28 protein-coding genes and 2 tRNA genes are annotated in these 24,832 nt (G+C 38.4%); 7 read left to right on the plus strand and 23 right to left on the minus strand.

The genetic code is table 11. The features are described 5' to 3' along the window. Window positions 1–20: 20 nt before the first annotated feature. The 11 genes from HIPMA_RS05520 to HIPMA_RS05570 form a co-directional block, all read right to left on the minus strand. Window positions 21–959, minus strand: a complete 939-nt coding sequence (locus HIPMA_RS05520) for a ketopantoate reductase family protein (protein WP_013682074.1) — start codon at window positions 957–959, stop codon at window positions 21–23. Further along, complete coding sequence (locus HIPMA_RS05525) at window positions 956–1,246, minus strand: DUF4387 domain-containing protein (protein ID WP_013682075.1); 291 nt, start codon at window positions 1,244–1,246, stop codon at window positions 956–958. The genes HIPMA_RS05520 and HIPMA_RS05525 overlap by 4 nt, the downstream gene beginning before the upstream one ends. Beyond that, window positions 1,243–2,577 carry an acyclic terpene utilization AtuA family protein gene (locus tag HIPMA_RS05530; RefSeq protein ID WP_013682076.1) on the minus strand — a complete coding sequence of 445 codons (1,335 nt, stop codon included), beginning with the start codon at window positions 2,575–2,577 and terminating at the stop codon, window positions 1,243–1,245. The genes HIPMA_RS05525 and HIPMA_RS05530 overlap by 4 nt, the downstream gene beginning before the upstream one ends. Further along, window positions 2,577–2,942: an aspartate 1-decarboxylase gene (gene panD / locus HIPMA_RS05535; RefSeq protein WP_013682077.1), complete on the minus strand. Its 366-nt coding sequence runs from the start codon at window positions 2,940–2,942 to the stop codon at window positions 2,577–2,579. The genes HIPMA_RS05530 and panD overlap by 1 nt, the downstream gene beginning before the upstream one ends. A 25-nt stretch (window positions 2,943–2,967) precedes the next feature. Then, window positions 2,968–3,810 carry a pantoate--beta-alanine ligase gene (gene panC / locus HIPMA_RS05540; RefSeq protein ID WP_013682078.1) on the minus strand — a complete coding sequence of 281 codons (843 nt, stop codon included), beginning with the start codon at window positions 3,808–3,810 and terminating at the stop codon, window positions 2,968–2,970. 8 nt (window positions 3,811–3,818) lie between these two features. Further along, window positions 3,819–4,613: a 3-methyl-2-oxobutanoate hydroxymethyltransferase gene (gene panB, locus HIPMA_RS05545; RefSeq protein ID WP_013682079.1), complete on the minus strand. Its 795-nt coding sequence runs from the start codon at window positions 4,611–4,613 to the stop codon at window positions 3,819–3,821. Window positions 4,614–4,753: 140 nt separating this feature from the next. Beyond that, window positions 4,754–5,236: a 2-amino-4-hydroxy-6-hydroxymethyldihydropteridine diphosphokinase gene (gene folK, locus HIPMA_RS05550; protein WP_013682080.1), complete on the minus strand. Its 483-nt coding sequence runs from the start codon at window positions 5,234–5,236 to the stop codon at window positions 4,754–4,756. Continuing rightward, complete coding sequence (locus HIPMA_RS05555; protein ID WP_013682081.1) at window positions 5,223–6,380, minus strand: LL-diaminopimelate aminotransferase; 1,158 nt, start codon at window positions 6,378–6,380, stop codon at window positions 5,223–5,225. The genes folK and HIPMA_RS05555 overlap by 14 nt, the downstream gene beginning before the upstream one ends. A 2-nt stretch (window positions 6,381–6,382) precedes the next feature. Beyond that, window positions 6,383–6,961 carry an L-threonylcarbamoyladenylate synthase gene (locus HIPMA_RS05560; protein ID WP_013682082.1) on the minus strand — a complete coding sequence of 193 codons (579 nt, stop codon included), beginning with the start codon at window positions 6,959–6,961 and terminating at the stop codon, window positions 6,383–6,385. A 23-nt stretch (window positions 6,962–6,984) separates the two neighbouring features. After that, a tRNA-His gene (locus HIPMA_RS05565) sits at window positions 6,985–7,060 on the minus strand. A gap of 25 nt (window positions 7,061–7,085) precedes the next feature. Further along, window positions 7,086–7,161, minus strand: a tRNA-Lys gene (locus HIPMA_RS05570). Window positions 7,162–7,271: 110 nt separating this feature from the next. Here HIPMA_RS05570 and HIPMA_RS05575 point away from each other — a divergent pair. The 3 genes from HIPMA_RS05575 to proC are packed head-to-tail and all read left to right on the plus strand — an operon-like array spanning window position 7,272 to window position 9,493. Further along, window positions 7,272–7,508: a hypothetical protein gene (locus HIPMA_RS05575; protein ID WP_013681235.1), complete on the plus strand. Its 237-nt coding sequence runs from the start codon at window positions 7,272–7,274 to the stop codon at window positions 7,506–7,508. Beyond that, window positions 7,501–8,649 (plus strand): IS481 family transposase, encoded by a 1,149-nt coding sequence (locus tag HIPMA_RS05580; protein ID WP_013682083.1) that lies wholly within the window; start codon window positions 7,501–7,503, stop codon window positions 8,647–8,649. The genes HIPMA_RS05575 and HIPMA_RS05580 overlap by 8 nt, the downstream gene beginning before the upstream one ends. A gap of 40 nt (window positions 8,650–8,689) precedes the next feature. After that, window positions 8,690–9,493, plus strand: a complete 804-nt coding sequence (gene proC, locus HIPMA_RS05585) for a pyrroline-5-carboxylate reductase (RefSeq protein ID WP_013682084.1) — start codon at window positions 8,690–8,692, stop codon at window positions 9,491–9,493. Here the strand turns inward: proC and HIPMA_RS05590 are convergent. Beyond that, complete coding sequence (locus HIPMA_RS05590) at window positions 9,490–9,867, minus strand: MerR family transcriptional regulator (protein WP_013682085.1); 378 nt, start codon at window positions 9,865–9,867, stop codon at window positions 9,490–9,492. The two genes, proC and HIPMA_RS05590, sit on opposite strands and share 4 nt — an antisense overlap. Window positions 9,868–9,870: 3 nt before the next feature. Beyond that, window positions 9,871–10,722, minus strand: a complete 852-nt coding sequence (locus HIPMA_RS05595; protein ID WP_013682086.1) for a DnaJ C-terminal domain-containing protein — start codon at window positions 10,720–10,722, stop codon at window positions 9,871–9,873. Between the two features lie 210 nt (window positions 10,723–10,932). On the opposite strand from HIPMA_RS05595, the gene HIPMA_RS05600 reads away from it, so the two are divergent. Both HIPMA_RS05600 and clpB read left to right on the plus strand, forming a co-directional pair. After that, complete coding sequence (locus HIPMA_RS05600) at window positions 10,933–11,376, plus strand: Hsp20/alpha crystallin family protein (RefSeq protein WP_013682087.1); 444 nt, start codon at window positions 10,933–10,935, stop codon at window positions 11,374–11,376. A 71-nt stretch (window positions 11,377–11,447) separates the two neighbouring features. Next, window positions 11,448–14,054, plus strand: a complete 2,607-nt coding sequence (gene clpB, locus HIPMA_RS05605; RefSeq protein ID WP_013682088.1) for an ATP-dependent chaperone ClpB — start codon at window positions 11,448–11,450, stop codon at window positions 14,052–14,054. A 43-nt stretch (window positions 14,055–14,097) separates the two neighbouring features. Here the strand turns inward: clpB and HIPMA_RS05610 are convergent, their stop codons facing one another. Genes HIPMA_RS05610 through HIPMA_RS05635 form a run of 6 tightly spaced genes read right to left on the minus strand, consistent with a single transcriptional unit; the run spans window position 14,098 to window position 20,188 of the window. Further along, window positions 14,098–14,526, minus strand: a complete 429-nt coding sequence (locus HIPMA_RS05610; protein ID WP_013682089.1) for a hypothetical protein — start codon at window positions 14,524–14,526, stop codon at window positions 14,098–14,100. After that, window positions 14,523–15,374: a PulJ/GspJ family protein gene (locus HIPMA_RS05615; protein ID WP_013682090.1), complete on the minus strand. Its 852-nt coding sequence runs from the start codon at window positions 15,372–15,374 to the stop codon at window positions 14,523–14,525. Before HIPMA_RS05615 ends, HIPMA_RS05610 begins: the two co-directional genes overlap by 4 nt. Before the next feature lie 12 nt (window positions 15,375–15,386). Continuing rightward, entirely contained in the window at window positions 15,387–15,842 is a 456-nt protein-coding gene (locus tag HIPMA_RS05620; protein ID WP_013682091.1) for a type IV pilus modification PilV family protein, read from the minus strand. Further along, a complete protein-coding gene (locus tag HIPMA_RS05625) occupies window positions 15,817–16,266 on the minus strand; it encodes a pilus assembly FimT family protein (protein ID WP_148226562.1) in 450 nt (149 codons plus the stop codon). Before HIPMA_RS05625 ends, HIPMA_RS05620 begins: the two co-directional genes overlap by 26 nt. Beyond that, complete coding sequence (locus tag HIPMA_RS05630) at window positions 16,251–19,820, minus strand: pilus assembly protein (protein ID WP_013682093.1); 3,570 nt, start codon at window positions 19,818–19,820, stop codon at window positions 16,251–16,253. Before HIPMA_RS05630 ends, HIPMA_RS05625 begins: the two co-directional genes overlap by 16 nt. Beyond that, on the minus strand, window positions 19,817–20,188 hold the full coding sequence (locus HIPMA_RS05635) for a hypothetical protein (RefSeq protein WP_013682094.1): 372 nt from the start codon (window positions 20,186–20,188) through the stop codon (window positions 19,817–19,819). The genes HIPMA_RS05630 and HIPMA_RS05635 overlap by 4 nt, the downstream gene beginning before the upstream one ends. A 319-nt stretch (window positions 20,189–20,507) precedes the next feature. Here HIPMA_RS05635 and HIPMA_RS05640 point away from each other — a divergent pair, with 319 nt between their 5' ends. After that, window positions 20,508–21,521: a HoxN/HupN/NixA family nickel/cobalt transporter gene (locus HIPMA_RS05640; RefSeq protein WP_013682095.1), complete on the plus strand. Its 1,014-nt coding sequence runs from the start codon at window positions 20,508–20,510 to the stop codon at window positions 21,519–21,521. Continuing rightward, complete coding sequence (locus HIPMA_RS05645; RefSeq protein WP_013682096.1) at window positions 21,518–22,696, plus strand: M24 family metallopeptidase; 1,179 nt, start codon at window positions 21,518–21,520, stop codon at window positions 22,694–22,696. Before HIPMA_RS05640 ends, HIPMA_RS05645 begins: the two co-directional genes overlap by 4 nt. Here HIPMA_RS05645 and hypB read toward each other — a convergent pair. The 4 genes from hypB to cybH are packed head-to-tail and all read right to left on the minus strand — an operon-like array spanning window position 22,687 to window position 24,832. Further along, window positions 22,687–23,340 (minus strand): hydrogenase nickel incorporation protein HypB, encoded by a 654-nt coding sequence (gene hypB / locus HIPMA_RS05650; protein WP_013682097.1) that lies wholly within the window; start codon window positions 23,338–23,340, stop codon window positions 22,687–22,689. The genes HIPMA_RS05645 and hypB overlap by 10 nt on opposite strands. Continuing rightward, window positions 23,340–23,690, minus strand: coding sequence for a hydrogenase maturation nickel metallochaperone HypA/HybF (locus HIPMA_RS05655; protein ID WP_013682098.1), 351 nt, complete (start codon window positions 23,688–23,690; stop codon window positions 23,340–23,342). Before HIPMA_RS05655 ends, hypB begins: the two co-directional genes overlap by 1 nt. Further along, a complete protein-coding gene (locus tag HIPMA_RS05660; protein WP_013682099.1) occupies window positions 23,656–24,159 on the minus strand; it encodes a hydrogenase maturation protease in 504 nt (167 codons plus the stop codon). Before HIPMA_RS05660 ends, HIPMA_RS05655 begins: the two co-directional genes overlap by 35 nt. Continuing rightward, window positions 24,152–24,832: a Ni/Fe-hydrogenase, b-type cytochrome subunit gene (gene cybH / locus HIPMA_RS09180; protein ID WP_013682100.1), complete on the minus strand. Its 681-nt coding sequence runs from the start codon at window positions 24,830–24,832 to the stop codon at window positions 24,152–24,154. The genes HIPMA_RS05660 and cybH overlap by 8 nt, the downstream gene beginning before the upstream one ends.

The following is a 24,832-nucleotide window of genomic DNA, read 5'->3' on the forward strand; positions in this document are numbered from 1 at the left end:
AGCTTAATTTACAAGAAAAGTTAAGGTTCTATCGCCTTAATGAGTTCAACAATAAATTCATTGTAAGGTGCAGCAAGACCTTTTTTCTTGGCAAGCTCAACAACTACCCCATTTAAAGAATCAATTTCTGTCTTTTGAGAGTTCTCTATATCCTGCAACATAGATGAACGATGGGAATAGGTAGAAGGTACTAACTTTGAATAGAAAACATCTTTATATTCATTGGCATTCTTGAAAAATGTTTCATACCCATAGGCCCTCATTACGTCGAATATCTCATTTATAATCCTATCCATAATCTTTCTTGTTTGGGATTTTTCAGCCAATTTGCCGTATTCAACTCTCAAGATAGCGCCCAATGGATTCAATGCACAGTTGTAAAGCAACTTAGCCCATAGGTGTTTATCTACATCTTCTGAAACTAAAGCATCAAAACCACCATTATTTAAAGCATCAACAACCTCTTGCGTTTGACCTGATAACTCCTTTCTAAAAATATTACCCAGAACCATCTTATCCGCATGGACTGTAATCTCAACCTCATTCGGTGCTTTTCTGTAAAAACCTGTAATTATACGAGCCGAGAAAACACTTTCTTTATCAAAGCATCTTAGAAACTTCTCAGCATTACCCCATCCATTCTGAACAACAACTAAGTTAACCCCACCAAGTTTATCTTTAAAGTCACATAGCTGTCTGGCTATATCCTCATTGGCATATGTTTTGGTAGTTATCAAAACCCAATCAAACTTGTCCCTAAGATTTTCAAAACTATCAATTACATCATACTGACCGTATTTAAAAGTAAAATCTCCAAAGATTCCATCCACTTTAAAGTAATTTGTTAGAGAATTAAAACTCCTCCTTGTGGAAAACAGGCATACCTCACATCCTGCTTTCAAAAGAAAGGCAGAAAGCCCTAAACCTACACCACCACTACCAATAACCAAAAACCTCATATCTCTACATCCAGAAGCGGAATATAAAAATTAGCGCCCAAACAATCCGTATCGGACAAAGAACCTGCTGATGCATCTCTTAAGAACGACACCTTAAGCGTGTTAATGCCATCGCACTCAAAATACATCAGGTCTTCCCTTTTGTAAAGCTTTTTAAAAAAATCCCGATTCAGCCTAAGCTTTGCCCTTTCATAAAGTTCTTCACTCTTAAACACAATATCTATCGTTATATGCCACACACCTGCATTCTTGCTCCTTAAGACCTTAACAGCTTCTTTCAGCCTCAAAACTCTATCTCCTCTATGTAAAATTTATCCTCGATAGCCTCATCCTCTGCTATATGATACACACTAAACTCATAAACACCACCCATATCCACCTCAGCCGGCGAATATGGAAAAGCCACATTAGCACCTGTTGCTATCCTACCCTTATAATCGTAATGCTGCAGGTGAGCCTTAACAACCGAACAAATCCTGTGGGCAAACTGCTGTTCTTCGGCTACAACATCCACAATCAAACCTATCTCATAAACATTGCTTTTAAACTCAAGCCCGCCTAAAACACCGTTTCTGCCGTATTGTCTAAAAGTCAGGCTAAACCCACTGCCAAACTCCCTTGTTGCTCTACTCCTAACATCATCAAGTATATCATCAAGTTGAGCTATCATATCGGGGTTTCTTATACCCATTATCGCGATTGTTCTATAACCGGAAAACTTAGCACCCTCAAGTTTGAAGCTTTTTTTTGCCCTATCCTTCCATCTTGCCCCATAAACCTTAACCGTTTTCTCATCATACTGCTCATAGGAAGCATTATCCAGAAACAGCGTCCCATCCGGCTCCTCTATAACATAAGGATCCGTATTCTCATAAAGCGAATGAGCCAAAGCCGACTCCGGTGTGCAAGTCCTTAAAGGGTTGGGAGGTTTTAGATAAAACGCATCCTCATCAATAAAGCCCAACAGCGCATCGGATGGGCTTGCAGGTTTTGCGCACAAAGCACCGCATTCGATGATCTTGGACATATGCCAAACCAAAGCAGGATCATATCCAACAAGAAGAGGATATGCTGCATAGATAGAAGCATCGGTCGCCCTGCCTGCAACAATCAGATCCGCGCCGTTTTTTAGCGCTTCGATAAACTTAGAAACGCCCATCTGTGCAACGATATGGGAAGAGGAAAGCAGATCCTCCTCTGTAAGTGGTGGGTTTCCTTCATAACTTTTAATCTTGCCTTTTCTTAGAAGGGAAATCACATACTCCTTTTCAAGCTCCGAATGGATTACAGCAACCCTGAAGTGCAGTTTGTTGTCTTTTGCTATATCCTCCACTATCTCCATAAACCTTCCAAGATGGACATCAGCGCCTGCATAACCAGCAGAGCCAATGATAAACGGAATCTTTCTCCTTAAGGCTTCAATCAAAGGATGCTCTAAATCGTTTCGCGTTGCCTCATAGTTTGCCTTCATGCTTCCAGAGCCCAAAAAGAAAGGGCCTGAGTCGATAGAACCAGCATCAACACCAATATAATCGACACCCTCAGTTATAGCCCTATCAAACGAATCCCTGTTATACCCGTAACCCAGCTGACCCATTAGCGAGAGTGCCTTTATCATTACATACCCCTATGTTGCTCTATTATCTTATTATTATCGTCGACTATAACAACATTAGGTTGATAACCTTCAAGTTTTTCCTCCTCCATCATGCCAAATGCAGCTATGATCACCTTATCACCCACAGACACCTTCCTTGCAGCTGCACCGTTTAAACATATCACGCCACTTCCACGTTTTCCCTTTATAGTATAGGTTTGAAAACGTTCCCCATTGTCTATATTCCATATGTGAACAAGCTCGAACTCCCTCATGTTGGCAGCTTCCATCAACTCCTCATCGATCGTTATGCTGCCAACATAGTTCAGGTCAGCCTCTGTTACAGTAGCCCTGTGGATCTTACCGATCAACACTTCCCTTAACATCTATTCAAACCTCCAAACGTTTTATTCAAAACCACATATTATCGATAAGCCTTGTTGAGCCCAAAAAGACAGCCAAAGAAACAAGTGTATCACCCTCTTTGACCTGCTTTAGCTGCTCAAGAGTGCTCAAGCTATTTATGTCTATATAATCTATTTTTGCAAGTGGATAGCCCTCTATAACCTTCTTCATCTCTTCCTTAATCACATCTGCATCCCTTTGGCCAGTCTCTATAAGCTCTTTAGCCTTCATAAGCGCTTTATATAAGCATACAGCCTGCTCTCTTTCCTTTTGATTTAGGTATTTATTGCGCGAACTTAACGCAAGCCCATCGCTTTCCCTGACAATAGGCATGCCGATTATCTCTATATCCATATTCAAATCTTTAACCATACGCTTTATAACTATTAGCTGCTGAGCATCCTTTTTGCCAAAATAAGCCCTGTGGGGTTTTGCTATGTTGAACAGCTTTGCAACAACGGTAGTAACCCCTCTAAAATGTGTAGGCCTGCTTTTGCCTTCTAAAACCTTCGTTAGCTTATCAACCTCAACATAGGTCTGAAATCCATCCGGATACATATCCTCAACAGATGGATAGAAAACAAAATCAACCCCTTCTTTATTCAATAAAGACTCATCCCTTTCTATATCCCTCGGGTATTTATCCAAATCCTCGTTTGGTGCAAACTGGAGCGGATTTACAAATATACTCACAAACACAACATCGTTGTCCTGTTTTGCCTGCCTTACCAAAGACAGATGACCCTCATGCAGATAACCCATAGTAGGAACAAAACCTATCCTTTTGCCCCACTCCCTGTATTTATTGGCGATCGCCTGCATCTCAGAAGCAGAATAAACTATCCTCATATTCCACCTCACAGATATGAATGCTCATCCGTTGGAAACTCACCAGCCTTAACCTCTTTTATGTATTGTTTTACACCGTCAAGCGCATCTTTTTTCAGATGTGCGTATCTTTTTACAAACTTCGGTTTAAAATCATCAAATAGACCCAGCATATCATGAAAAACAAGCACCTGACCGTCGGTGTGAACACCAGCACCTATGCCAATAGTAGGAACATTTACAGACTCGGTAATCTCTTTTGCAAGCTGCTTTGGAACAGATTCAAGCACTATCGAAAATACACCAGCCTCCTGCAAAAACTTTGCATCCTCTTTAATTTTGGTGGCTTCAGCCTCATCCTTGCCCCTGGCTTTATATGATCCAAATATATTTATAGACTGAGGTGTCAGTCCAAGATGGCCCATAACCGGGATTCCCGCTGCCACTATACTGCTTATGGTAGGCACAAACTCCCTTCCACCTTCAAGTTTTACCGCATCGCAGCCAGTTTCTTTCAATATTCTGCCAGCATTCCTTATGGCTTCAACATAATCTGCTTGATAGCTCATAAACGGCATATCAACAACGATTAACGCATTCTTTGCACCCTGGCGCACCATCTTTGCATGATAGATCACCTCATCAACCGTTACAGGTATGGTTGAGCTTTTACCCTGCATAACCATAGCCAAAGAATCACCAACCAATATAATATCGATGCCTGCCTCATCCGCTATCCTTGCCGATGTATAATCGTATGCCGTTATCATGCTGATCTTTTCTTTGTCTTTCATATCCTTGATTTTAGGAACAGTAATAGCCATAAAACCTCCCTTTTAAGAAATAAAAAAAGCCTGAAAATGCACCCTTGAGGTACATCTCCAGGCGATTTTGTTTGTGTTATAGTGGCTCAAAGCCCCAAACAGGGGTCTTCTGCCTATTAACAGCAAATAAAATACTCCTTTTAGCAAGTCTTGAGGCTCTGTATGCCTTCAAGCTTGCTTTTAAGTTCTTCTAAACTTAAGCCGTTCAACTTAAGCTCTGCCCCCACATCCAACAGAGGGACAACAACAAAGAGCCTCTCAGCTGCCCACCTATGAGGAAGCCAGAGATTTTTCGTTCTTAGAATTATATTTTGATAAGCAATAATGTCAATGTCTACCGTGCGCGGCCCCCACTTAAATTTCTTATTTCTACCTAATTTTCTTTCTATTTGTTTAGCAAACCTAAGTAACTCATAAGGTTTTAAATTTGACTTAACCCTAAGCGCAAGATTGCAAAAATTCTTCTGTTTTTTATATCCCCACGGCTCACTCTCATAGATCTTCGAAGACGTCACAACTATTAATCGCCTCTTTAGATAAGAAACCGCCTTTTTTAGATTGGTTTTTCTGTTACCTACATTACTACCAACAGAAAGGTATACCCATCGATTAAAGGGCCGCACTCCTTATCCTCTCAACAGCCTCTTCAATTCTTGGATTTGTTATACTTATCCTAAAATAACCCTCTCCTGCATCACCAAAACCATTACCCGGTGTCACGACGATTCCCTTCTCCTGAAGGAGTTTTTTGGTAAATTCGGCCGAGCTAAATCCCTTTGGCACTTTAACCCAAAAATAGAATGTTGCCTTTGGTGTGTTAAACTCAAAACCAGCCTTTCTTAGTGCCTCATCCATCTGATCCCTTCTTTTTTGGAATGTCTTTATTATCTGAGCATTTAGACGCTCTGCATTATCCAAAGCATAAGCCCCTGCCTCCTGAATGGCCTGGAATATGCCTGAGTCTATATTTGTTTTAACCTTACCCAAAGCAGCAATAACATCCCTGTTGCCCACTGCAAACCCTATCCTCCAACCAGTCATATTGAAGGTCTTTGAAAGGGAATGAAACTCTATCCCCACATCCTTTGCCCCTTCCACCTCAAGGAAACTGATTGGCTTATATCCATCATAGCAGATCTCCGAATACGCATTATCGCTTGCAACAACAAAACCATACTCCTTTGCAAGCTCAACCACCCTTTTGTAAAAATCCTTATCGGCAACAGCAGATGTCGGATTGTTTGGATAGCCCAAAAACATCAACTTCGCTTTTTTAAGAACATCCTTATCGATACTATCCAGATCTATTAAGAACCCGTTTTCCTCCTTAAGAGGCATCTTATAAACCTCTCCACCGGCAAACATAACGGCAACCGGATAAACCGGATAGCCCGGATCTGGAACAAGCGCATAATCGGACGGGTTTATGTAAGCCAACGGAAGATGGGCAATACCCTCTTTTGAGCCTATAAGGCTTACAACCTCTGTTGACGGGTCAAGCTCAACACCAAATCTCCTTTTATACCAGTTAGCAACAGACTCTCTAAACTTAAGCATACCCACATAGCTTGGGTATTGATGGTTTTTTGGGTTTTCTATGGCCTTCTTTGCAACCTCAACGATCTCATTTGGCGTTGGTATATCGGGATCACCAACCCCAAGATCAATAATATCCACACCTTTTTTTGCAACTTCTTCTTTTAGCCTATCAATCTCTGCAAACAGATAAGGCGGCAATTGTTTTATCCTGTCTGCCAACTCTGTCATAATCAACCTCCTATCACTTCTAACTTTTCTATATTAAAACCCCTTCTTAGAACAGTAATTACGCCACGGTTAAGTTCGACAATAGTGGAACCTACACCTTTTACCTTGCCTAAAACTATACCATTAACCCGATTTTTGTAAAGTTTTACTATTTGAAGAGGAGAATTTATCTCGCCTGAATTTGATATGTTAACGCTGGTCGATGTAATAGGCCCAACAGAACAAACCTTCTTTAAAAATTCCGTATTTGCAAGCCTGAAAACCGTCTTAGAAGAAAAAGATGCCCAGTGCGGCAATTTGATTTTTGTCTTAATCAGAACGCTAAAACCATTATCAAGCAAAAACGCAAGCTTATCCTTGTCAGCCTCAAAAGCCACATCCAGGATAAAATCCTTATGAGCTATCACTATAAACGGCTTATTTATGCTTCTTCTTTTGAGAAGGAAGATTCGTTTATTTGCCGCTTTACTAAACAGGAATGCACTGAAACCGTAAATCGTAAAAGCCGGACAGATAATTACACCACCTGCTTTAAGAAGCGCTATGGCTGGATTTGGATTCTTTTCATTTATGATTATCATTCAACGATTACCTTCAAAAAAGATGGGGTGAGTAGTGGGACTTGAACCCACGGCCACCAGGGCCACAACCTGGTGCTCTGCCAACTGAGCTATACTCACCATAAGGAAAAAATAAAAAAGAAAATGGTGAGCCGCGTAGGGGTCGAACCTACGACCGACGGATTAAGAGTCCGTTGCTCTACCAACTGAGCTAGCGGCCCACTCGCCAATGAATATACTCATCTTATACCGATTAGTCAAGAGTAAATTAACAATTTTACCAGATAGGTCCAAACATACTTACCACCTAAAGCAAATAGAGGTAATATCTATGTCTGAGAATGAGAATGATAGAAAAGAGAGTGGAGGCACCAACATGGAAGTGAAGAGAATAAGAAAGATAGTAGGGGCAGAAAACCTGAAAGTAGGTTTTCTGCCCGTTAAATCTTTCTCTTTCTCAAGGGCTGATGCAGCCCACATCCTCTTTTGCATATTCAAATCACTGGATTTGAATATAATAGGAAGACCCATAAAACTCCTAAAGGGATGGAGGCTGCATCATGGATAGTATATACCACACTTTGAGAAAATCAAACCCTGCAAGTGCAAGAATTTTGGTCAGAAAGGTTTTAGAGAAAAACAACGGCAATGTCTCAAAAACAGCAAGAATACTTGGCATATCAAGGGCTACAGTGAGAAGGGCAAGGGATGGAGAACTAAATGACTTATCAAGAAGACCAAAGAACATAAGAAAAAAGATAGACTGTTCTCTTGAAAAACTCATTGTTGAAGAGGCAAAAAGCACAGGGTACAGATACAGGCTTCTAAGCTATTACCTAAAGAACAAATACTCCATAGAGATAAGCGAAAACACAATAAAGAAGGTTTTAAAGAGAAACAGGGTGAGGAAAAAGAAAATAAGGACTCTAAACAAAAACAGAAGGCATCTTTATGATTATGAACACCTGACGCCCTTTAGCCACCTTCAGATAGACACAAAACACATACTGTATGAAACATCTCTACCAAAGAGCGTGTATAGACACATAGAGAAATACGACCTGCCAAAATATGAATGGAACGCAATAGATGTAAAAACGAGAATGAGATTTACAGCTTACTCCCATACTCTTTCTGCATCCTTTGGATTTGCTTTTATCCTTTTTGTCGTACTGTGGTTAAAGCTGCACAATGTAAGGGGAAAAATAAACATAAGGTTGGACAACGGTTCTGAATTTGCATCCTCAAGCAGAAGAAAATTGGATGAATACAACGAATTCTTTTCAAAACTGAATGTAGAGTTAAAACCCATACCACCAGGTGCAAAACACCTCCAGGCTATAGTTGAAAACTCACACAGAAAAGACGATGAATCATTTTTCTCCATTCATCCAGAAAGGTGCAGGAATGACGCTGAGTTCTTGCTCAAAGCTCAACAATGGCAGGATACATGGAATACAGCAAGGCCTCACTATGGCATAGACATGAACGGCCTAACGCCTTTTGAGAAACTGAAATCAACAAAAGCTATGATATCTGAAAACATAGTAAGGTTTCCAACCTTACTACTGGAAGATATCATAAGGGTAGCAGGCTACCCTTATGAATGGTTGAGTAAGTTTGTGAACCTGTATATATTTAGTAGAGGTGGTAAGTATGTGTGGACCACTTACCAAATTAACAATTTTCCTATTGCCTTTTTCTTATAAAATTTGTAAGTTTTCAAAAACCACTCTTTGAGGAGGAGAAATGCTAAAGGACAAAATTATAGGTATCATAGGTGTAGGTAAAATGGGCTCTGCCCTTTTAACGGGGCTTTTGAACGTGGGAATAGATAAGAAAAATATCTTGGTAAGTGATGCCTACATACCCAAAGAGACAGTGGAGGAAAGATTTGGTGTGAAGTTTTTAGAAAACCCACAATTAGCAAAAGAGTCAGATATTATTATATTGGCCGTTCAACCCATTGACATACCTGAATGCCTCCAGGAGATATACCCGTTTATAGATAACAGCAAACTCATCATATCGATCGCCGCTGGCATAAAAGTTGAGGTTATGCGTTCTATATTGAAAAAAGGAAGATTTATACGAGTTATGCCAAACATTGCAGCTATAGTAAAACAGGCTGCAAGCGCCATCTATTGTGGACCAAGAACAACGAAGGAAGATGAAGAGATAGCAATGGCAATTTTAGGAGTTGTTGGTGAGGTTGTGGTTATACACAATGAACGCTTTATGGATGCCGTAACTGGTCTTTCAGGCAGTGGACCTGCTTATATATTTGAGGTAATAGAAGCCTTAGCAGACGGTGGTGTAAAGGTTGGCCTCAGGCGTGAGGATGCCTTAAAATTAGCTGCCCAAACGGTTAAAGGCGCTGCTGAATTGGTATTAAAAACCGGTAAACACCCAGCAGAGTTAAAGGATATGGTAGCATCCCCCGGTGGGACAACAATCTATGGATTGGCTGAACTTGAAAAAAGGGGAACGCGAGGTGGCTTTATAGAGGCGGTAGTTGCGGCAACAAAAAGGAGTGAAGAACTAGGAAGTTAATCATCTCTTTCTATTTTAATCTCAACTATATGAGAGGGCTCTTTTTTTACAAGAGAACTCCTTCGGGCGTTCTCTTCTTCTATCTTCTTCCTCAAAGTAGATTCTAAACTCTCTATTACCGAATGCAACTGTTCAATTTGCCTTTTCATTCTCATTATAATATCAACTCCTGCCAAATTCACTCCAAGTTCTTGTGTCATTTCTCTAATAAACTTAATATCCTCTATATCTTCATCGGTATAAATCCTAATGTTTCCTGCTGTTCTCTTAGGTCTTATAAGCCCCTCGCGCTCATATTCTCTAAGTGTATGTGGATGAATATTTAAGATTTCCGCAACCATACCTATCGTATAAAAACCCTTTTTCCTGCCCATAGTTTAACCCTCTAACGCTTTTTTTATACATTCTTCATCTTTTATGCTCTTTGGTATTTTAACATTAACCTTAGCATAGAGCGGATCTGAACCCACACCGTAGCCCTTTATCTTAAACACCTGATTGCATTGAGTACCCTTTGGTACTTTTATGGTAATATCACCATCCAATGTTTTGACCTTAGCAGAACCACCCAACAGCGCTGTCAACAGCGGTACCTCAAATGTTGTATAAAGTTTACCGTCCTTAATCTCAAAGTTGGGGTCTTTTTTGACATTAACGATGATGTGCAGATCTCCTCTTCCCCCAGGGCCTGGCTGACCTTTGCCTTTGACTTTCAATTTTGTGCCATTTTTTATACCTGCTGGAACCTTTACCTTAACCTTTTCACCATTTATATTTAATGTTATCGTAGTCCCTTTAACTGCATCTTTAAAATCCAGATCCATTGAATAGTAAATATCGGCACCTTTGGGCTCATAGGTATTCCTAAAACCTGACCTTCTTCCACCGCTAAATAGATTCTCAAACAAATCACCTATATCAAAACCCTCAGATGAATAACCTGTCTTGAAGTTGCCAAAGTCAAAGCCAAAATCTTTAAAATTACTAAAATCATAAGAATTACCGCTTGCGTCAAACCCCGAAAAACCAAACTGGTCATACTGTTTACGTTTCTCAGGGTCTGACAGGATAGAGTACGCTTCATTGATCTCTTTAAACTTCTTCTCAGCCTCCTTGTTATTGGGATTTAGATCTGGATGATACTTTCTTGCCAGTCTTCTATATGCCTTTTTTATTTCCTCATCTGTTGCACTTTTTGAAACCCCTAAGACCTCGTAAGGATCTCTCATAGCCACTCTCCTTCTTTCAAAGAATTTTGCACAGTTGCAACCATAAATATAAACCTTATAATGATATTGTCAAGTTTTTGAGATACAAAAAACCCATTTTCAACGCCAAAAATAAAAAATTTAAAAAAATTTCATCAGATACTTGACAATAAGACTATCAAGCTTATATTAAATAGCGAAGTTGAGAAAAAAATTGAGGAGGTGAAAGCCATGTTGAACGCATTGGAGCCATTCAAGGAGTTAACAACACTTCAGGAGAGATTAAACAGGGTATTCAACGATCTTCTGCCAAGCAGCAGTCAGGGCAGAGATACCACAGATTGGATGCCAGCTGTCGATATCTATGAAACAAAGGATTCTATCAACATAGAGGTTGAAGCACCTGGTATGAAGGAAGATGATATCAAGATAAATCTTGAGAACAACACATTGACCATCTATGGTGAGAGGAAGTTTGAGAAGAAAGAAGAGGGCAAGAACTACTACAGAATGGAGAGAAGCTACGGTTCATTCTCAAGAAGCTTCCTATTGCCAGACAATGTGAATGTGGATGCCATTAAAGCAAAATACAAAGATGGCGTTTTGACGATAACACTTCCAAAGAAACCTGAGTCCAAACCAAAAGAGATACCGATCGAAAAAGAGGCAAAATAAGACGGTAATGCCGAGGGAGGGGCGTCCCTTCCTTGGTTTTACCGCCGAAATAAAAAATGTAGGAGGGATTTATGGATATAAACAAATTAACCGTAAAATCACAAGAGGCACTACAAACAGCAAAACAGATAGCAGAGTCCCATAAAAACCAAGAAATTGGCTCTTTGCATCTACTGAGGGCTATCATTTCAGATTCCGAGAGTGTTGCAGTCTCTATACTCAAAAAGTTAGGCGTAGACATAAGTGCATTTACATCCTACACCGATAGCCTTATAGAGAAGATTCCAAAGGTGGAAATTGCAGGCTCAACATCAACCCAGTTTTACATAACAAAAGAGTTGGACGATGTCTTCAAAAGAGCAGAAGAACAGATGCGCTTAATGGAGGATGAGTATATAAGTGTTGAGCATTTCTTAATAGCACTATCCGAGAAGTGCGATGCATCTGAGGTGTTCAAGCATTTTGGAGTTAAAAAAGACGAACTTCTAAAGGCATTAGTGGATATCAGGGGTGGCGTTAGGGTCACAGACCAAAACCCAGAAGAAAAATACGAAGCTCTAAAGAAGTACGGAAGAGACATAACAGAACTTGCAAAGAGCGGTAAGTTAGATCCTGTTATAGGAAGGGATGAGGAGATCAGAAGAACCATTCAGATACTCTCAAGAAGAACAAAAAACAATCCCGTCCTAATAGGTGAACCCGGCGTGGGTAAAACAGCCATCGTTGAAGGGTTGGCACAAAGGATAGCAAAAGGCGATGTTCCAGAAAGCCTAAAAGACAAAACTCTAATAGAGCTTGATTTGGGCGCACTGATAGCAGGTGCTAAATTTAGAGGTGAGTTTGAAGAGAGGCTTAAGGCCGTATTGAATGAGGTGAAACGCTCAGAGGGTAGAATCATTCTATTCATAGATGAGCTTCATACCGTTGTAGGTGCAGGCTCAGCTGAAGGCTCAATGGATGCATCAAATATGCTAAAACCGATGCTTGCAAGGGGTGAGCTACGCTGTATAGGCGCTACAACACTTAAAGAATACAGAAAATACATTGAAAAGGATGCAGCGCTACAAAGGAGATTCCAGCCGGTTTTCGTAAAAGAGCCTACGGTTGAAGATACCATATCTATTCTCAGGGGCTTGAAGGAAAAATATGAGCTTCATCACGGCGTCAGGATAAAGGATTCTGCTTTAGTTGCCGCTGCCGTTTTGAGCCACAGATACATTACAGATAGATTTCTACCTGATAAGGCAATCGATTTGATAGATGAGGCAGCAGCAAGCCTAAAAACGCAGCTTGAAAGCGATATAGAGCCTATCGACAATCTAAACAGAAAGATTGCCCAGCTTGAGATAGAGCGTCAGGCACTAAAAAAAGAGAACGACGAGGACTCCAAAAAGAGGCTTGAAGAGTTAGAGAAAGAATTGAGCCAATTAAAAGAACAACTCAACCAGATAAGAGCAAAGTGGCAGTATGAGAAAGGCCTGATTGAGGATATACGCACCATAAAGGAAAAGTTAGATAAAATCAAAACCCAGATCGAGATAGCTGAAAGAAATGGCGACTTTGAAAAGGCAAGCGTGTTAAAATATGGAGAACTCCCAAAATTGCAAAAGGAGATTGAGGAGAAACAAAAAGAGCTAAACTCGATAGAAAACAGGCTTTTAAAAGAGGAGGTAACCGAGGAAGAGGTCGCAGCGATAGTATCCAGATGGACAGGCATTCCCGTTTCTAAGATGCTCGAAAGCGAGAAAGAAAAACTACTCAAAATGGAAGATAAATTAAAAGAGAGGGTTGTAGGTCAAGATCACGCTGTAAAAGCTGTAAGTGAGGCCATTTTACGCTCAAGGGCTGGATTGTCTGATAAAAACAGACCTATCGCATCGTTTATCTTCTTAGGGCCAACGGGTGTTGGAAAAACCGAACTATCAAAGGCCTTAGCTAAATACCTGTTTGATGATGAGAGAGCTATAATAAGAATAGATATGAGTGAGTATATGGAGAAGTTCTCTGTATCAAGACTAATAGGTGCACCACCTGGATATGTGGGATATGAAGAAGGTGGTCAGTTAACTGAGGCGGTAAGGAGAAAGCCATATTCAGTTGTGCTGCTTGATGAGATAGAAAAAGCACACCCAGATGTGTTCAACATACTTCTGCAGGTTTTAGACGATGGACGCCTAACCGACTCAAAAGGCGTAACGGTGGATTTCAGGAATACGGTTATCATAATGACTTCAAACATAGGCAGCGAATACCTAACAAGGATTAAGGGTGAGCCAGGCACAGAGGGATACAAGCTTGAGTTTGAAAAAGCCGTGGCTGAGGTTAATGCCGAGCTCAAAAGAAGGTTTAAGCCGGAGTTTTTAAACAGGGTTGATGAGATTATCGTATTCAACCCGTTAGGCAGAAACGAGATAAAGCAAATCGTAAGATTGCTGCTTAAGAAAACCCAGCAGAAATTACAGGAGAACGGCTATGAGCTTGAGGTAAGCGACAGGCTCGTTGAAAGAATAGCCGATGAGGGCTTTGACCCTGTATATGGAGCAAGGCCTCTAAGAAGATACATACAGAACAGACTGGAAAACGCCCTTGCTAAAGCGATACTTGAAGGCAAATTTGTAAAGGGTGATAAGATAATCGCAGACTATGAAGGAAATGAGATAGTGTTTAGAAAAGGGTAAAACCAGAGCGGGGTTTTAAACCTCGCTTTATTCTATCCTCGCTTTATTCTATTTTTACAACGGCGTCTATTATAGCTTTATCATTCCCTATGGTTGAGTCTGCTTCTATTTCTAAAGAATAAACACAGTGGTCACTAATGTTGTGGGTAATTGGATCTACAGTAGGATAGTAATATTTACTTAAAACAGTGCATGTTACAGAGTAGTTTCCCAACCGTGATGAAGGTATATAATCGGATAAATCTAAATTTCCACTTAAAGAGGAATTGTCGCAATCCAGGCTCAAAAGCTTAGCAACAGAAGCATCAAATCCCCCTTTGGCAGCTTCTAAAGCAGTTTGATAAGAAGAAAAATACCCCGATATATTAATGGAATTTCTCGTCATAAACAGCAAAGTACCAACTAAAGCTAAACCTATAAAACTCAGTATAAGAACGGTGATTAATGCTATGCCTTTATTGTTTTTCTTCATGGATAGCTCCTATATTCCGACATCGGCTTCACAGAAATTTTTATAACTTTCCATCTGTAATGCTGGTAGTCAGTAATTTTACTTAGATCAAAACTTATGCTGTCTTCGCTAAGAACGGAATTGCCAAAATTATAATCTCTTTTTTTCTGTCCTTCTTGCAGCAATATATAAACATTAACCAATGTTGGTTTACTTACATTATCTATAATCACATCAAAACCGCCAACACAATTAAGGATAGGTTCACCATTAGAGCTACCCACCTTTCTCAATAAATTCCTTGTATCTTTATTACAAGTAGGTATATTTTGGTCAGAGCTTAGAGAATAGACAATTTGATTACAAAATTGCTTAGAACATCCATTGGAAACATTATCCTCATAGGGAAAACCAAGTAGTAGATCAAAATTACCCGGACAGGTGTTAGCTGTTCCATTAGCAATGAACTTATTATCATTCTTTGCATCTATCCATACTACTTTTGAGTTGTTATCGATTGAACCTTCAGTAGACAAAACCTGAAAACTACTATTATCACATTTAACAAGTTCCCAACCGATTGTTTTGTTTCTTGTAGAATTTATTGTTGACCTTATTGTTAGTGACGTACCATCCCATTCTATGGGTTTATTCGGTTCATCCGATGCCAAACCATATCCCGCATGTTCTATATCCAACCTGAGTATATTTAAAGCTGGAACCGTTTGAGTTTGAGTCTCCAGCTGCTTACCTATATCTTTATAATTAAACAAAATTCCTGTATAGGTTGCATATATGAAAGTTAGAATCAATAAAAAAATAAATATAGCAACCATCAGCTCAATTAATGTAAAACCTTTCTTTTTCATATCAGCTTCCAACTACTTAAATATAATTGTTTGAAATTTCTTTTGATACAAAACTCCCCTATACCGCCAACATATAGTTATATTATCATAATTTATGAAATTGCCTGCTTTAACAATAGATTCACCTTCAAAAAGCATAGCAAATTTAATTTGAGAGTTATTTATTTGCCTTGTTACTATTTCACAGGCACTAGATACAGAAGAATTATCCAAGCAATCTTTACAAGCAATATTTGAAACTTTTATGAATTTAGAGTTTATTTCAGTATTACTTTTATTCCTATATGTATCAAAGGTCTCCTGAACTATCCTAACTGCCTCATTCCTAATTAAATTACGTGTATCCAAATGGATAGCTGTGATTATTCCCGACAATAAACCCAGCATAGCGACCAAAAAAATAAATATAGCAACAAGAATAGATATTAAAGACATACCTTTTTTATTTAGCAACACACTTACTACCATTATATTCTCCTAACTTTACCCTAACATCATCAATAGCGACACAGTCGTACTGAGGGACTAATCCCTCCTGCTTGCTGTAATGATATATACTCGAGCCACTTAAAGTACCTCTTGTGTCTATATCCATAGGACCACCGGAAAAATTATTCTTTAACAGGACTGTATATGAAGTTGCACCATTTTCACTCACTATCAAGATATTTCCATTAACAGATATACTAACTGATATTTTCTGTGTAAAAGCCTTTAGTCTTTCTTTCTGGATTAAACTATAAATTTGCTTTGTGTCATTCTCTATGGAATATCTCTTATGCCATTTATTATAGTTTGGTATTGCTATAGCAAGTAAAATGGTCATTATAGTAATAACAACTAAAACCTCAATTAGAGTTGTTCCGTATCTATTCATCATTTTTCCAACCACAACAAAATATAAGGAGAATATCCTTTATAAGGAGGAGGTAGGATAGGTTGAGTTTCAGGAGTAATGCCTTGATGCCATTCCGTTGTAGCTCTATTATTTTCAGTAAAAGCATTTTTATTTACTTGGACTATATTACCTCTGGATAATTGCATATAAACCGTGTTCTGTAACACCTCAGAAACATAGCCTTTATCTGCACAACTTGTATCAAACATACTCAAACCTGTTGCACAATTCAGTCCCCACATTCTTGACCTACCTCCAAACAAACACACATCAGAAGACGGTTCTGTAGTTGCAAAGAACACAAGATTATCATAGGGATCAACGGCGGGATCTGATATTAGCCTTTCTTTAGTATAATTTCCAGTTTTCGGGTCTAAATCCACCTTGTATGCCCACACACTTTGAGCGCTATCCAATTCGCTACACGATTCAGTGGTGTTTTTTGCCTGATTGACATTACAATTACCACTGAAACACCCATCTATCATAACGCCATAAAGAGATTCTTTGTCATTACTATTCTGTCCAGGATCATCGCCTCTATAATACCACCGTCCTGTTCCAAAGTATATATAATCATGATTAAAACACTTCATATACCTTATACTTGAAGTTATAGCACTGGTTCCCTGATTAAATACCTTAATATAATCCCAGTTGTCCGGGTTTTCATCGTCAGTTGGCCTTATTGCAAAAACATTTCCCTGCCATGCGCTGCCGTTTAATTGAGTCATGCCAAAAAATAACAAATCTGTATTTCCATCATTATCTCTATCAATTCCATCACTCATAATTCTCGATCCAAATGCATTGTTTTGATTTCCCAGTTTGTTTGTTTCATCATATATCTGGCTTATCTTAAAATCAGAATCCAATTTCAAGATATAAAGATGTAAATCTTGTTTTGACTCCCCTCTATAATTCGTTGGGCCTGATGTAAAAACAATATAATAATTAACAGTTCCATTATCATTTTTTCTTTTGATAATTCCAGGGCCTGAATAAGCAAATCCAAGGTAAGGTTTATTAAACTCCCATAGGAAGTTAGGATTACGAGGGTCTGTAACATCAAGAGCGAAGTAAGAAGACCTACCAACACAACTATCGTTATCGTAACTATAAGCCGCCGGAGAACACGTATCCTCCGGCGGATTTATACACCCATCAGATGTAGAACACCCCGTAACTCCACCACCCATTCTCATGCCACCTATTAATATTTTACGTACAGTACTATTACTTGATTCCACGTCATATATCATATACGGGGTTAAATCCACTGTATAAATATGACAATAATCCGGGTCAGCCAAATATCTTAAATAAGGTAAAACATCTTTTGGAATAAATGCCCATTCTTCTTTTCCGAGTTTATCTACACTACAACTACTACTACTATTACAAAGCTTGGCAACTTGATATTGACTTAACCCACTTTTAGATAAATATCCCAACCTAAAAGCATGCAACATTCCATCATTTGCCCCCACATACACCATAGCGTAATCATTATAATCAACAACTTTTGGAGAAGAATAAATTATGTCGCCCAACTTCCACACTTTAGTAGTTCCGTTATCATTATAACTTCTATTCCTTGCCCCTGAAAAATCAAGACCTCTTATATAGTTTGTTATATTATCTACTGTCATATTATCAGGGAAAGGAGTGGATGAGTCTGTATAATTATCACTTCCTAGATATGCCTGGAATGAACTTATGTGATCAGTATCAAAAGAAATAAGAGAATGACCATCTGTGGTATAAATAGTTCTATTATCATAAGAGGTATCAGCTAACTCTTTACCAGCTTCCCACAAATATTTAACATCATCTAAACTGTTAACAGTTTCTGGTATTTGATTATCATTATCATACTTTTCGCCAGTACACGCACTTTTGTATTTCTTAATTTCAAGATCACCTGTAGTATTATCTACATCAAATTCCAAAATTTCGTCTCCGCCGTACGAACCATATGAACAAATATCCAAAGCATGATTTACAATTGTATCCTCTCTTATATTTTGAACTCCCTTGTCGTTGTAAAACCAATAGGTAAACAATTGACCTATCCAATTAATCTCTGTGTTATTTACATCTTTCTTTGCATAAAATACTGCTTGATTAAGTAAAGAACCCATCTTAACTTTCTTTGCTAAAACAGAAACAGAAGTGCCGGATGATGTCTTTTTTAAAATATTAGAGATAGCCCTATATATATCATCCTTTATTTTATACCCACTTTGAGCTTCAAAATAGTTATCTGGTACGCCATTGTCGTCATTATCCCACTCTTTTTGCAAATCAGGCACATTATTATCATTAATATCCTTAAATCCACCATATTTGGCAGCTTTTTTCAGTAAATCTCTGGCTGTATCGCTATTACCAAATGTATAGACTACATATAGATTTAAGTTCTGGCTGCCGTCCATATCACTTCTCAAATCAGAAACATGACTATAATAGGCTACACCCTCTAAATAATAAGTTCCATCCTCTGAAAGTTCAGAACTCCACTGGGATGAATAACCCTCGTTTTCCGCAATTTTATCCATCCAGGTTTTAATATCGAGATTGGAATCTGTTACTTTTCCAACATTGCCATTAAAATAACCTCCAGGTAAATTCTCATCTTTTGTTGATTCACCGTCAGTAATGAGTAGAACAAAGTTTTTCTGACATCTATACTGAACAGGATCATTATGAGAGTAATTCACGCCTCTATTATATGCAGAGTCTTCCGCACCAAAATATCTTAAGGCCTCGTAATAAGTTTCGGCTAAAGGTGTCCAAGTTGAAGGCTCTATATTTCTAATCTCATTTACCAATTCTTGATTTTCACCTGGCCCTGATATCCATTCTGCCACATACCCGCCATCTGAGTTTCTTCCGTCCTCAAATTTATTCCCAACATTAAAAAACATAAGTCCAAATCTAACTTTATCCCACATTTTTTGAATTATACCAGTCTTTTCATCTTCAAGTTTAATCTTTATATAATAAGGGTTATCATAATAATAAAAAACGTCTCCACTCCAATATCCAACATAAAACTTACCACCAGTAACAAGAAAACTCTGATTGCCGCTATAAGGCGTATAATCATCTACATTGCTATACTCCTTGTTGTAGTCCCTATCAGGATTAGGCTCACCCATCAAATACCAACTCCCATCACTACTCTGATCTTCTCTACCGCCAACCAACACTTTTTTTAATAAATCCACCCTTCTCATGGTAAGCCAATTCAAAAAATTACCATCCCACTCACCAGATGCATCTTCATAAAAATACTCACCACCATTATCGTATTTATACTTTTTATCAGAATCAAAATAGCCATAATAAGTAATAGACGGATTAAAATCATTTTCATAAGCAAAATTATACATACTCCCAGAATTATCCAAAATAATCAGAATATTAGGATAAACAGATTGGGTTATAAACGGTGGAACTGCACAGTAATCAGCCATAGAAGCAGCAGAAATACGGGAATAAAGTGTTATAATAAATATCAAGATAAACAATATTTTTTTCATTTTGGAATCTCCTTAACTGTAATTTTAATAAGAGTTTGATTTTCAGCATTTGCCTCAACTAACACCTCATACCCTTTTCTCAAAAGCCTATCTGTTTTAATCAAAGTTTTACCTTTTGCAAGCAATACTAATGAACCAGATTTAATATCTGTTTTGTCAGTAATAAAATATTTTTCACTCTCTTGTGTTTCAAAATTAAAAATAGTTAGAATATTTTTATTTACGCTAACGATTTCACCTTCGATGCGTTTAATCTGTATAGATTTAGCAATAACAATATTAGAAAAGGAAATATTAAAAATAATAACCACTAATAGTAAAAGTAAAACAGAAATATCTTTTATGCTTTTAATACTACTTATACGCATAATATTACTCCTTAACTGTATTTATATCTACGCATACCATTACCTGAACGCCTCTTGTATTTACGTGCTTACCCCGATATCAAAATCTTTCAATTTTAACTCCATAGAAACTAACACTCAACATTTGTGTGTTTATATAACAAATTTTAAGAAAAGCCACCAAAACCCACTTAACTTATTTTTTGATTGCTACCTATTAGAATAAAGTAAAAACAAGCAAAGGTCAACCTTTAATTCTTAATCACTAATTTAATTATTGACATATACTGCAAACATTGCTAAACACTTAAAAAATAAAGCACCCAAAAAGGAGGGGGTTATGGACAATAAAAACGCAAAGCTACTCTTATCTTTTCTGGCTATCTTTAACATAGGTGTATGGCTTGCTTTCTTAGGCGTTGTGAAACTATCACCTTCAATGGTCAGTCTTGGGGCACTGGCTTACTTTTTTGGGCTAAGGCACGCCTTTGATGCAGACCATATAGCCGCAATAGATAATGTAACAAGAAAACTTAGACAAGATGGAAGAAAAGACGTTGGTGTAGGCTTGTTTTTCTCATTGGGGCACTCAAGCGTTGTTCTGATAATGTCTATAGTCATCGTCATCATAGTGAGAGGCTTCTCCCCCACCATAAAATCTATTGAGGATGCAGGTGGGCTGTTTGGAAGTATTGTTTCTGCTGGATTTTTAACAATTATAGGCATAATTAATCTATTTATACTCAAAGATCTATACAGGGTTTTCAAAATCTACAAAGAAAAAGGCAGCCTTGATGAACAAACCAGAGAGATGGCCGAGGAACTCTTAAACAGAAGAGGTCTTATGGGTAGATTTTTCGGTTTTATGTATAGAAAAATAGACAAAAGCTGGAAAATGTACCCATTGGGCTTTCTATTCGGCTTGGGTTTTGATACAGCAACGGAAATAGCAATTTTAGGGATTTCAGCCGCCATGGCAAAAAACTCCCAACTTCCAAGCTGGGGTGTAATTATGTTTCCGCTTCTGTTTACAGCGGGCATGAGTTTAATGGATTCGCTTGATGGTCTTGTTATGATGAGAATATATGACTGGGCTATGGTTGACGCATTAAGGAAATTATTTTTCAATATGGTCATAACAGGAGCCAGTGTTTTTGTAGCATTAGCTATAGGCACAATTGAATGGATTCAAGTAATTTCAGAAAAACTCAATCTAAATTCAGCATTCTTCGAATTTATAAACAACCTTAATTTTGAGTTTTTAGGCGGAGCGGTTGTCGTCTTAATGGTATTCAGCTGGGTATACGCATTCTTCTACTACAAAAAACATCTTGCTAAAGGAGTGGCAAAATGAAAGAGGAGTTCTCAAAAAGAATATCTGATTTTTCAAAAACCCTAAAACAAAATGGCATAGACGTGGCCCTAATCATGCAAAATACAGACCTATATTATTTTTCAGGCACAGTACCATCTGGAGCCCTTGCAATTTCTGATAGCAATGATGTGGTTTATGCAATAAGAAGGGGATTTTTGAGAGCAGAGAAAGAGACGGCCATACCCACGGATTCCCTGTTTCAAATAAAGGGGCTAAGCCAACTCCCTAAACTATTGCACGATAGAGGCATAAAAATAAACCGCGTTGGTGTAGAAATGGATGTTGTACCTGCGGATATGTTTCTAAAACTTAAAGATATTTTTAAAGACTCAGAAATTGTCGATATCTCATTCCATATTCGCTGGCAAAGGGCAAAAAAATCACCCTACGAGATAGAAAAGATGCAGGAAGCAGCAAGAATGCTTGATTGTACCATGGAAGATGCAAAGGAGCTCATAAGGGCAGGAAAAAGAGAGATCGAGGTAAGTGCAGAACTTGAGTTTAGAGCAAGAAAAAGAGGACACCAAGGAAGAAGCAGGATGCGCGGTTTCAACGGTGAAGTATTCATGGGACATGTCCATTCAGGCTATAGAAGTGCATACCCATCGGGTTTTTTAAAACCTACAGCAGGTATAGGCCCGCACCCAAGCTATCCAGAAGGTGCATCATTTGAAAAGATTGAGGAAAACTCCCCTGTAATCGTAGATTTTTTAGCTAACTATCAAGGTTATCTATCCGATGAAACACGCTTATTTGTTGTTGGCAGCCTACCCAAAGAGCTTGAAAAAGCTTATTATTTTTGCAAAGACATGCTAACGTGGCTTGAAGAGGTTGTAAAACCCGGCATGGCAGCAGAGGATGTTTACAACCAGTGCTTATCAATGGCAAAAAAGGCAGGTTATGAGGATAATTTTATGGGCATAAAAGGCAACCAAACACCGTTTGTCGGCCACGGTATCGGCCTTGAGTTAGATGAGTTTCCGTTTATCGCAAAAGGGCAAAAGTACGCATTAGAAGAAAATATGACATTTGCCTTTGAGCCTAAAGTGGCATTTGATGGTGTAGGCGCTGTAGGAATAGAAAATGTATATCTTTTAACAAAAGAAGGGGCAAAGCCCTTCAACCGCTATCCACGAGATATAATTTACTTATAGGGCTTTACAAGCTCCTTTAAGTAGTTAAACCAACTATCGAGGTTGGTGTCATTTTTGGCACTAACCTCAAATACTTTGGCATTTGGGGAAATCTCCCTAAGTTCGCCCTTTACCTTCTCCAAATCAAAATCCAATATATCAAGCAAATCTATCTTATTTATGAGCACAACATCGGCCACATTGAACATAACAGGGTATTTCTTAACCTTATCATCGCCTTCAGGGACACTCAATATAACTATGTTCTTATCCACACCAATATCAAAGGTTGCAGGACATACCAGATTTCCAACGTTTTCTATAATAAGCAGATCACAATTTAAAGAGACCTTACCAAGAGCTTCATAGACCATTTGAGCATCTAAATGACAGGCACCAGATGTATTTATCTGTACCACATCGACACCCAAAGCTTTAACTCTTTCAGCATCCCTGTCTGTATCCAAATCGCCGTCTATAAAAGAAATCCTAAAATCATCCTTTAAAGCTTGAATAGTCTTTTCCACAATAGTAGTTTTACCTGCACCAGGTGATGACATAAAATTAAGAGAGAAAATACCCTTTGACGCTAAAAGTTCTCTTATCTTATTAGCTGTCTCATCATTTCTTTCTAAAACCTTTTTTTGAACAACTACCCTCTTCATTACTCTCCCTCTATGTCAATAATTTCCATCTGCTTACCGTCAACTATATCAAGTGGCATATTGCAATAAGGGCAAATTAACACTATATCTGATTCATTTTTAAAGCAAAATTCTCTGCTACACAGCAAACATCTTGCCCTAATAGCCACATTTTCTACATCAAAAACAGCATCTTTTATGAGTGGTTCCTCATTTTTTAAAGCATCAAGGGCAAAAAGCAGAGCGTCTACCATAACACCACTCAATTTGCCTATTCTAAGCCTTACAGTGGTTATTCTTTCAAGCTTGTTTATTAAGGCTGTCTGTTTAATTATATCAACTATACTTTCGGCTATCGCCCCTTCGTGCATAAATTCCACCCAGCCTTTCTACCTCATCGAGTACAATACTGGCAACTGGCTCTATCTTTAAACGCAACAACCCGGTAAGCTCTGTACTTAAATCATTTGGTGTAATAGCTAAAGGAACAACGCCAACAACTGTGGCATCCCTATCCTCACCCATAAGTTTCACATGATGCAAAACATCACCTAAACCTATCTCATGGATAGATGACACAAATGTTAAATTCGGTGGAACTTCACTTAGACTAAATTTATAAATACTTCCCGGTTTATCATTAATCCTAATAGCATCAACAAATACAAGGTTCTTGTAAGTCAAGAAATACTCAATCAATCCGAACCCAATCGTACCTCCATCTATTATATCTACATTCTCAAAAACATAGTTATCCTGTAAATATCGGATTAGGTGAACCCCAAAGCCTTCATCGGCCAACAAGAGGTTACCTAATCCTACAACGGCTATCTCATTCATCTTCGCACTTATAACCTGTAAACATCGAAGAAAGCGAGCCGTTTTTCTCGCCTATATCGTGCGCTATAACCATATAAACATGGGCTATAACAAAGATAATGAAAAACCACATAAGTAGATGATGGGCTATGCGTATATTAGGATAACCCCCAAACAGCTGAACAACAGGAAATAGTAGCTTCTGAACAAAAGCAACACCTCTTATAGAGTTATCGTTCATCGTATATAGCACAATACCCGTTATGATTTGTAAAACTGAGGCCAAAATAAAGGCAAAATAAGCCAATGATTGAACCGGATTATATTTACTCTTTAATCCCTCAACGCCGTATGGCTTAAATGTCAAATAATTCTTTAAGGTACTAATCCACTCGCCTATATTGAGCCATCTAAACATAAATTCTTTCCAATCGGCATCAAAGCGAGAGAAGAACGCATAATACAACCTGAGAATAATGGCAAAGATAAAGATGTAGGCGGCCACAAAGTGAATAAACCTAACGTTGGCCATCGAAAATGTATCATAGGCCTCTTTTGTGCCAGGGGTATGAGTAAACCAGAAGGGATTTGCTATGTAAAAACCGGTAAAAACAAGTACACCTATTGATAAAAAGGTCAACCAGTGCAAAACCCTTATGCCGACCGTCCATTCATACTTTTTCTTAAGACACAT

This window comes from Hippea maritima DSM 10411, from assembly GCF_000194135.1.
Classification (GTDB): domain Bacteria; phylum Campylobacterota_A; class Desulfurellia; order Desulfurellales; family Hippeaceae; genus Hippea; species Hippea maritima.

Excerpts from the sequence above, each read along its gene's own strand:
- HIPMA_RS05520 (WP_013682074.1), bottom strand. The coding sequence starts at position 959 with ATGAGGTTTTTGGTTATTGGTAGTGGTGGTGTAGGTTTAGGGCTTTCT.
- HIPMA_RS05530 (WP_013682076.1), bottom strand. The coding sequence starts at position 2,577 with ATGATAAAGGCACTCTCGCTAATGGGTCAGCTGGGTTACGGGTATAAC.
- panD (WP_013682077.1), bottom strand. The coding sequence starts at position 2,942 with ATGTTAAGGGAAGTGTTGATCGGTAAGATCCACAGGGCTACTGTAACA.
- panC (WP_013682078.1), bottom strand. The coding sequence starts at position 3,810 with ATGAGGATAGTTTATTCTGCTTCTGAGATGCAGGCGATCGCCAATAAA.
- panB (WP_013682079.1), bottom strand. The coding sequence starts at position 4,613 with ATGGCTATTACTGTTCCTAAAATCAAGGATATGAAAGACAAAGAAAAG.
- HIPMA_RS05555 (WP_013682081.1), bottom strand. The coding sequence starts at position 6,380 with ATGACAGAGTTGGCAGACAGGATAAAACAATTGCCGCCTTATCTGTTT.
- HIPMA_RS05560 (WP_013682082.1), bottom strand. The coding sequence starts at position 6,961 with ATGATAATCATAAATGAAAAGAATCCAAATCCAGCCATAGCGCTTCTT.
- HIPMA_RS05575 (WP_013681235.1), top strand. The coding sequence starts at position 7,272 with ATGTCTGAGAATGAGAATGATAGAAAAGAGAGTGGAGGCACCAACATG.
- HIPMA_RS05580 (WP_013682083.1), top strand. The coding sequence starts at position 7,501 with ATGGATAGTATATACCACACTTTGAGAAAATCAAACCCTGCAAGTGCA.
- proC (WP_013682084.1), top strand. The coding sequence starts at position 8,690 with ATGCTAAAGGACAAAATTATAGGTATCATAGGTGTAGGTAAAATGGGC.
- HIPMA_RS05590 (WP_013682085.1), bottom strand. The coding sequence starts at position 9,867 with ATGGGCAGGAAAAAGGGTTTTTATACGATAGGTATGGTTGCGGAAATC.
- HIPMA_RS05595 (WP_013682086.1), bottom strand. The coding sequence starts at position 10,722 with ATGAGAGATCCTTACGAGGTCTTAGGGGTTTCAAAAAGTGCAACAGAT.
- HIPMA_RS05600 (WP_013682087.1), top strand. The coding sequence starts at position 10,933 with ATGTTGAACGCATTGGAGCCATTCAAGGAGTTAACAACACTTCAGGAG.
- clpB (WP_013682088.1), top strand. The coding sequence starts at position 11,448 with ATGGATATAAACAAATTAACCGTAAAATCACAAGAGGCACTACAAACA.
- HIPMA_RS05610 (WP_013682089.1), bottom strand. The coding sequence starts at position 14,526 with ATGAAGAAAAACAATAAAGGCATAGCATTAATCACCGTTCTTATACTG.
- HIPMA_RS05615 (WP_013682090.1), bottom strand. The coding sequence starts at position 15,374 with ATGAAAAAGAAAGGTTTTACATTAATTGAGCTGATGGTTGCTATATTT.
- HIPMA_RS05620 (WP_013682091.1), bottom strand. The coding sequence starts at position 15,842 with ATGGTAGTAAGTGTGTTGCTAAATAAAAAAGGTATGTCTTTAATATCT.
- HIPMA_RS05630 (WP_013682093.1), bottom strand. The coding sequence starts at position 19,820 with ATGAAAAAAATATTGTTTATCTTGATATTTATTATAACACTTTATTCC.
- HIPMA_RS05635 (WP_013682094.1), bottom strand. The coding sequence starts at position 20,188 with ATGCGTATAAGTAGTATTAAAAGCATAAAAGATATTTCTGTTTTACTT.
- HIPMA_RS05640 (WP_013682095.1), top strand. The coding sequence starts at position 20,508 with ATGGACAATAAAAACGCAAAGCTACTCTTATCTTTTCTGGCTATCTTT.
- HIPMA_RS05645 (WP_013682096.1), top strand. The coding sequence starts at position 21,518 with ATGAAAGAGGAGTTCTCAAAAAGAATATCTGATTTTTCAAAAACCCTA.
- hypB (WP_013682097.1), bottom strand. The coding sequence starts at position 23,340 with ATGAAGAGGGTAGTTGTTCAAAAAAAGGTTTTAGAAAGAAATGATGAG.
- HIPMA_RS05655 (WP_013682098.1), bottom strand. The coding sequence starts at position 23,690 with ATGCACGAAGGGGCGATAGCCGAAAGTATAGTTGATATAATTAAACAG.
- HIPMA_RS05660 (WP_013682099.1), bottom strand. The coding sequence starts at position 24,159 with ATGAATGAGATAGCCGTTGTAGGATTAGGTAACCTCTTGTTGGCCGAT.
- cybH (WP_013682100.1), bottom strand. The coding sequence starts at position 24,832 with ATGTGTCTTAAGAAAAAGTATGAATGGACGGTCGGCATAAGGGTTTTG.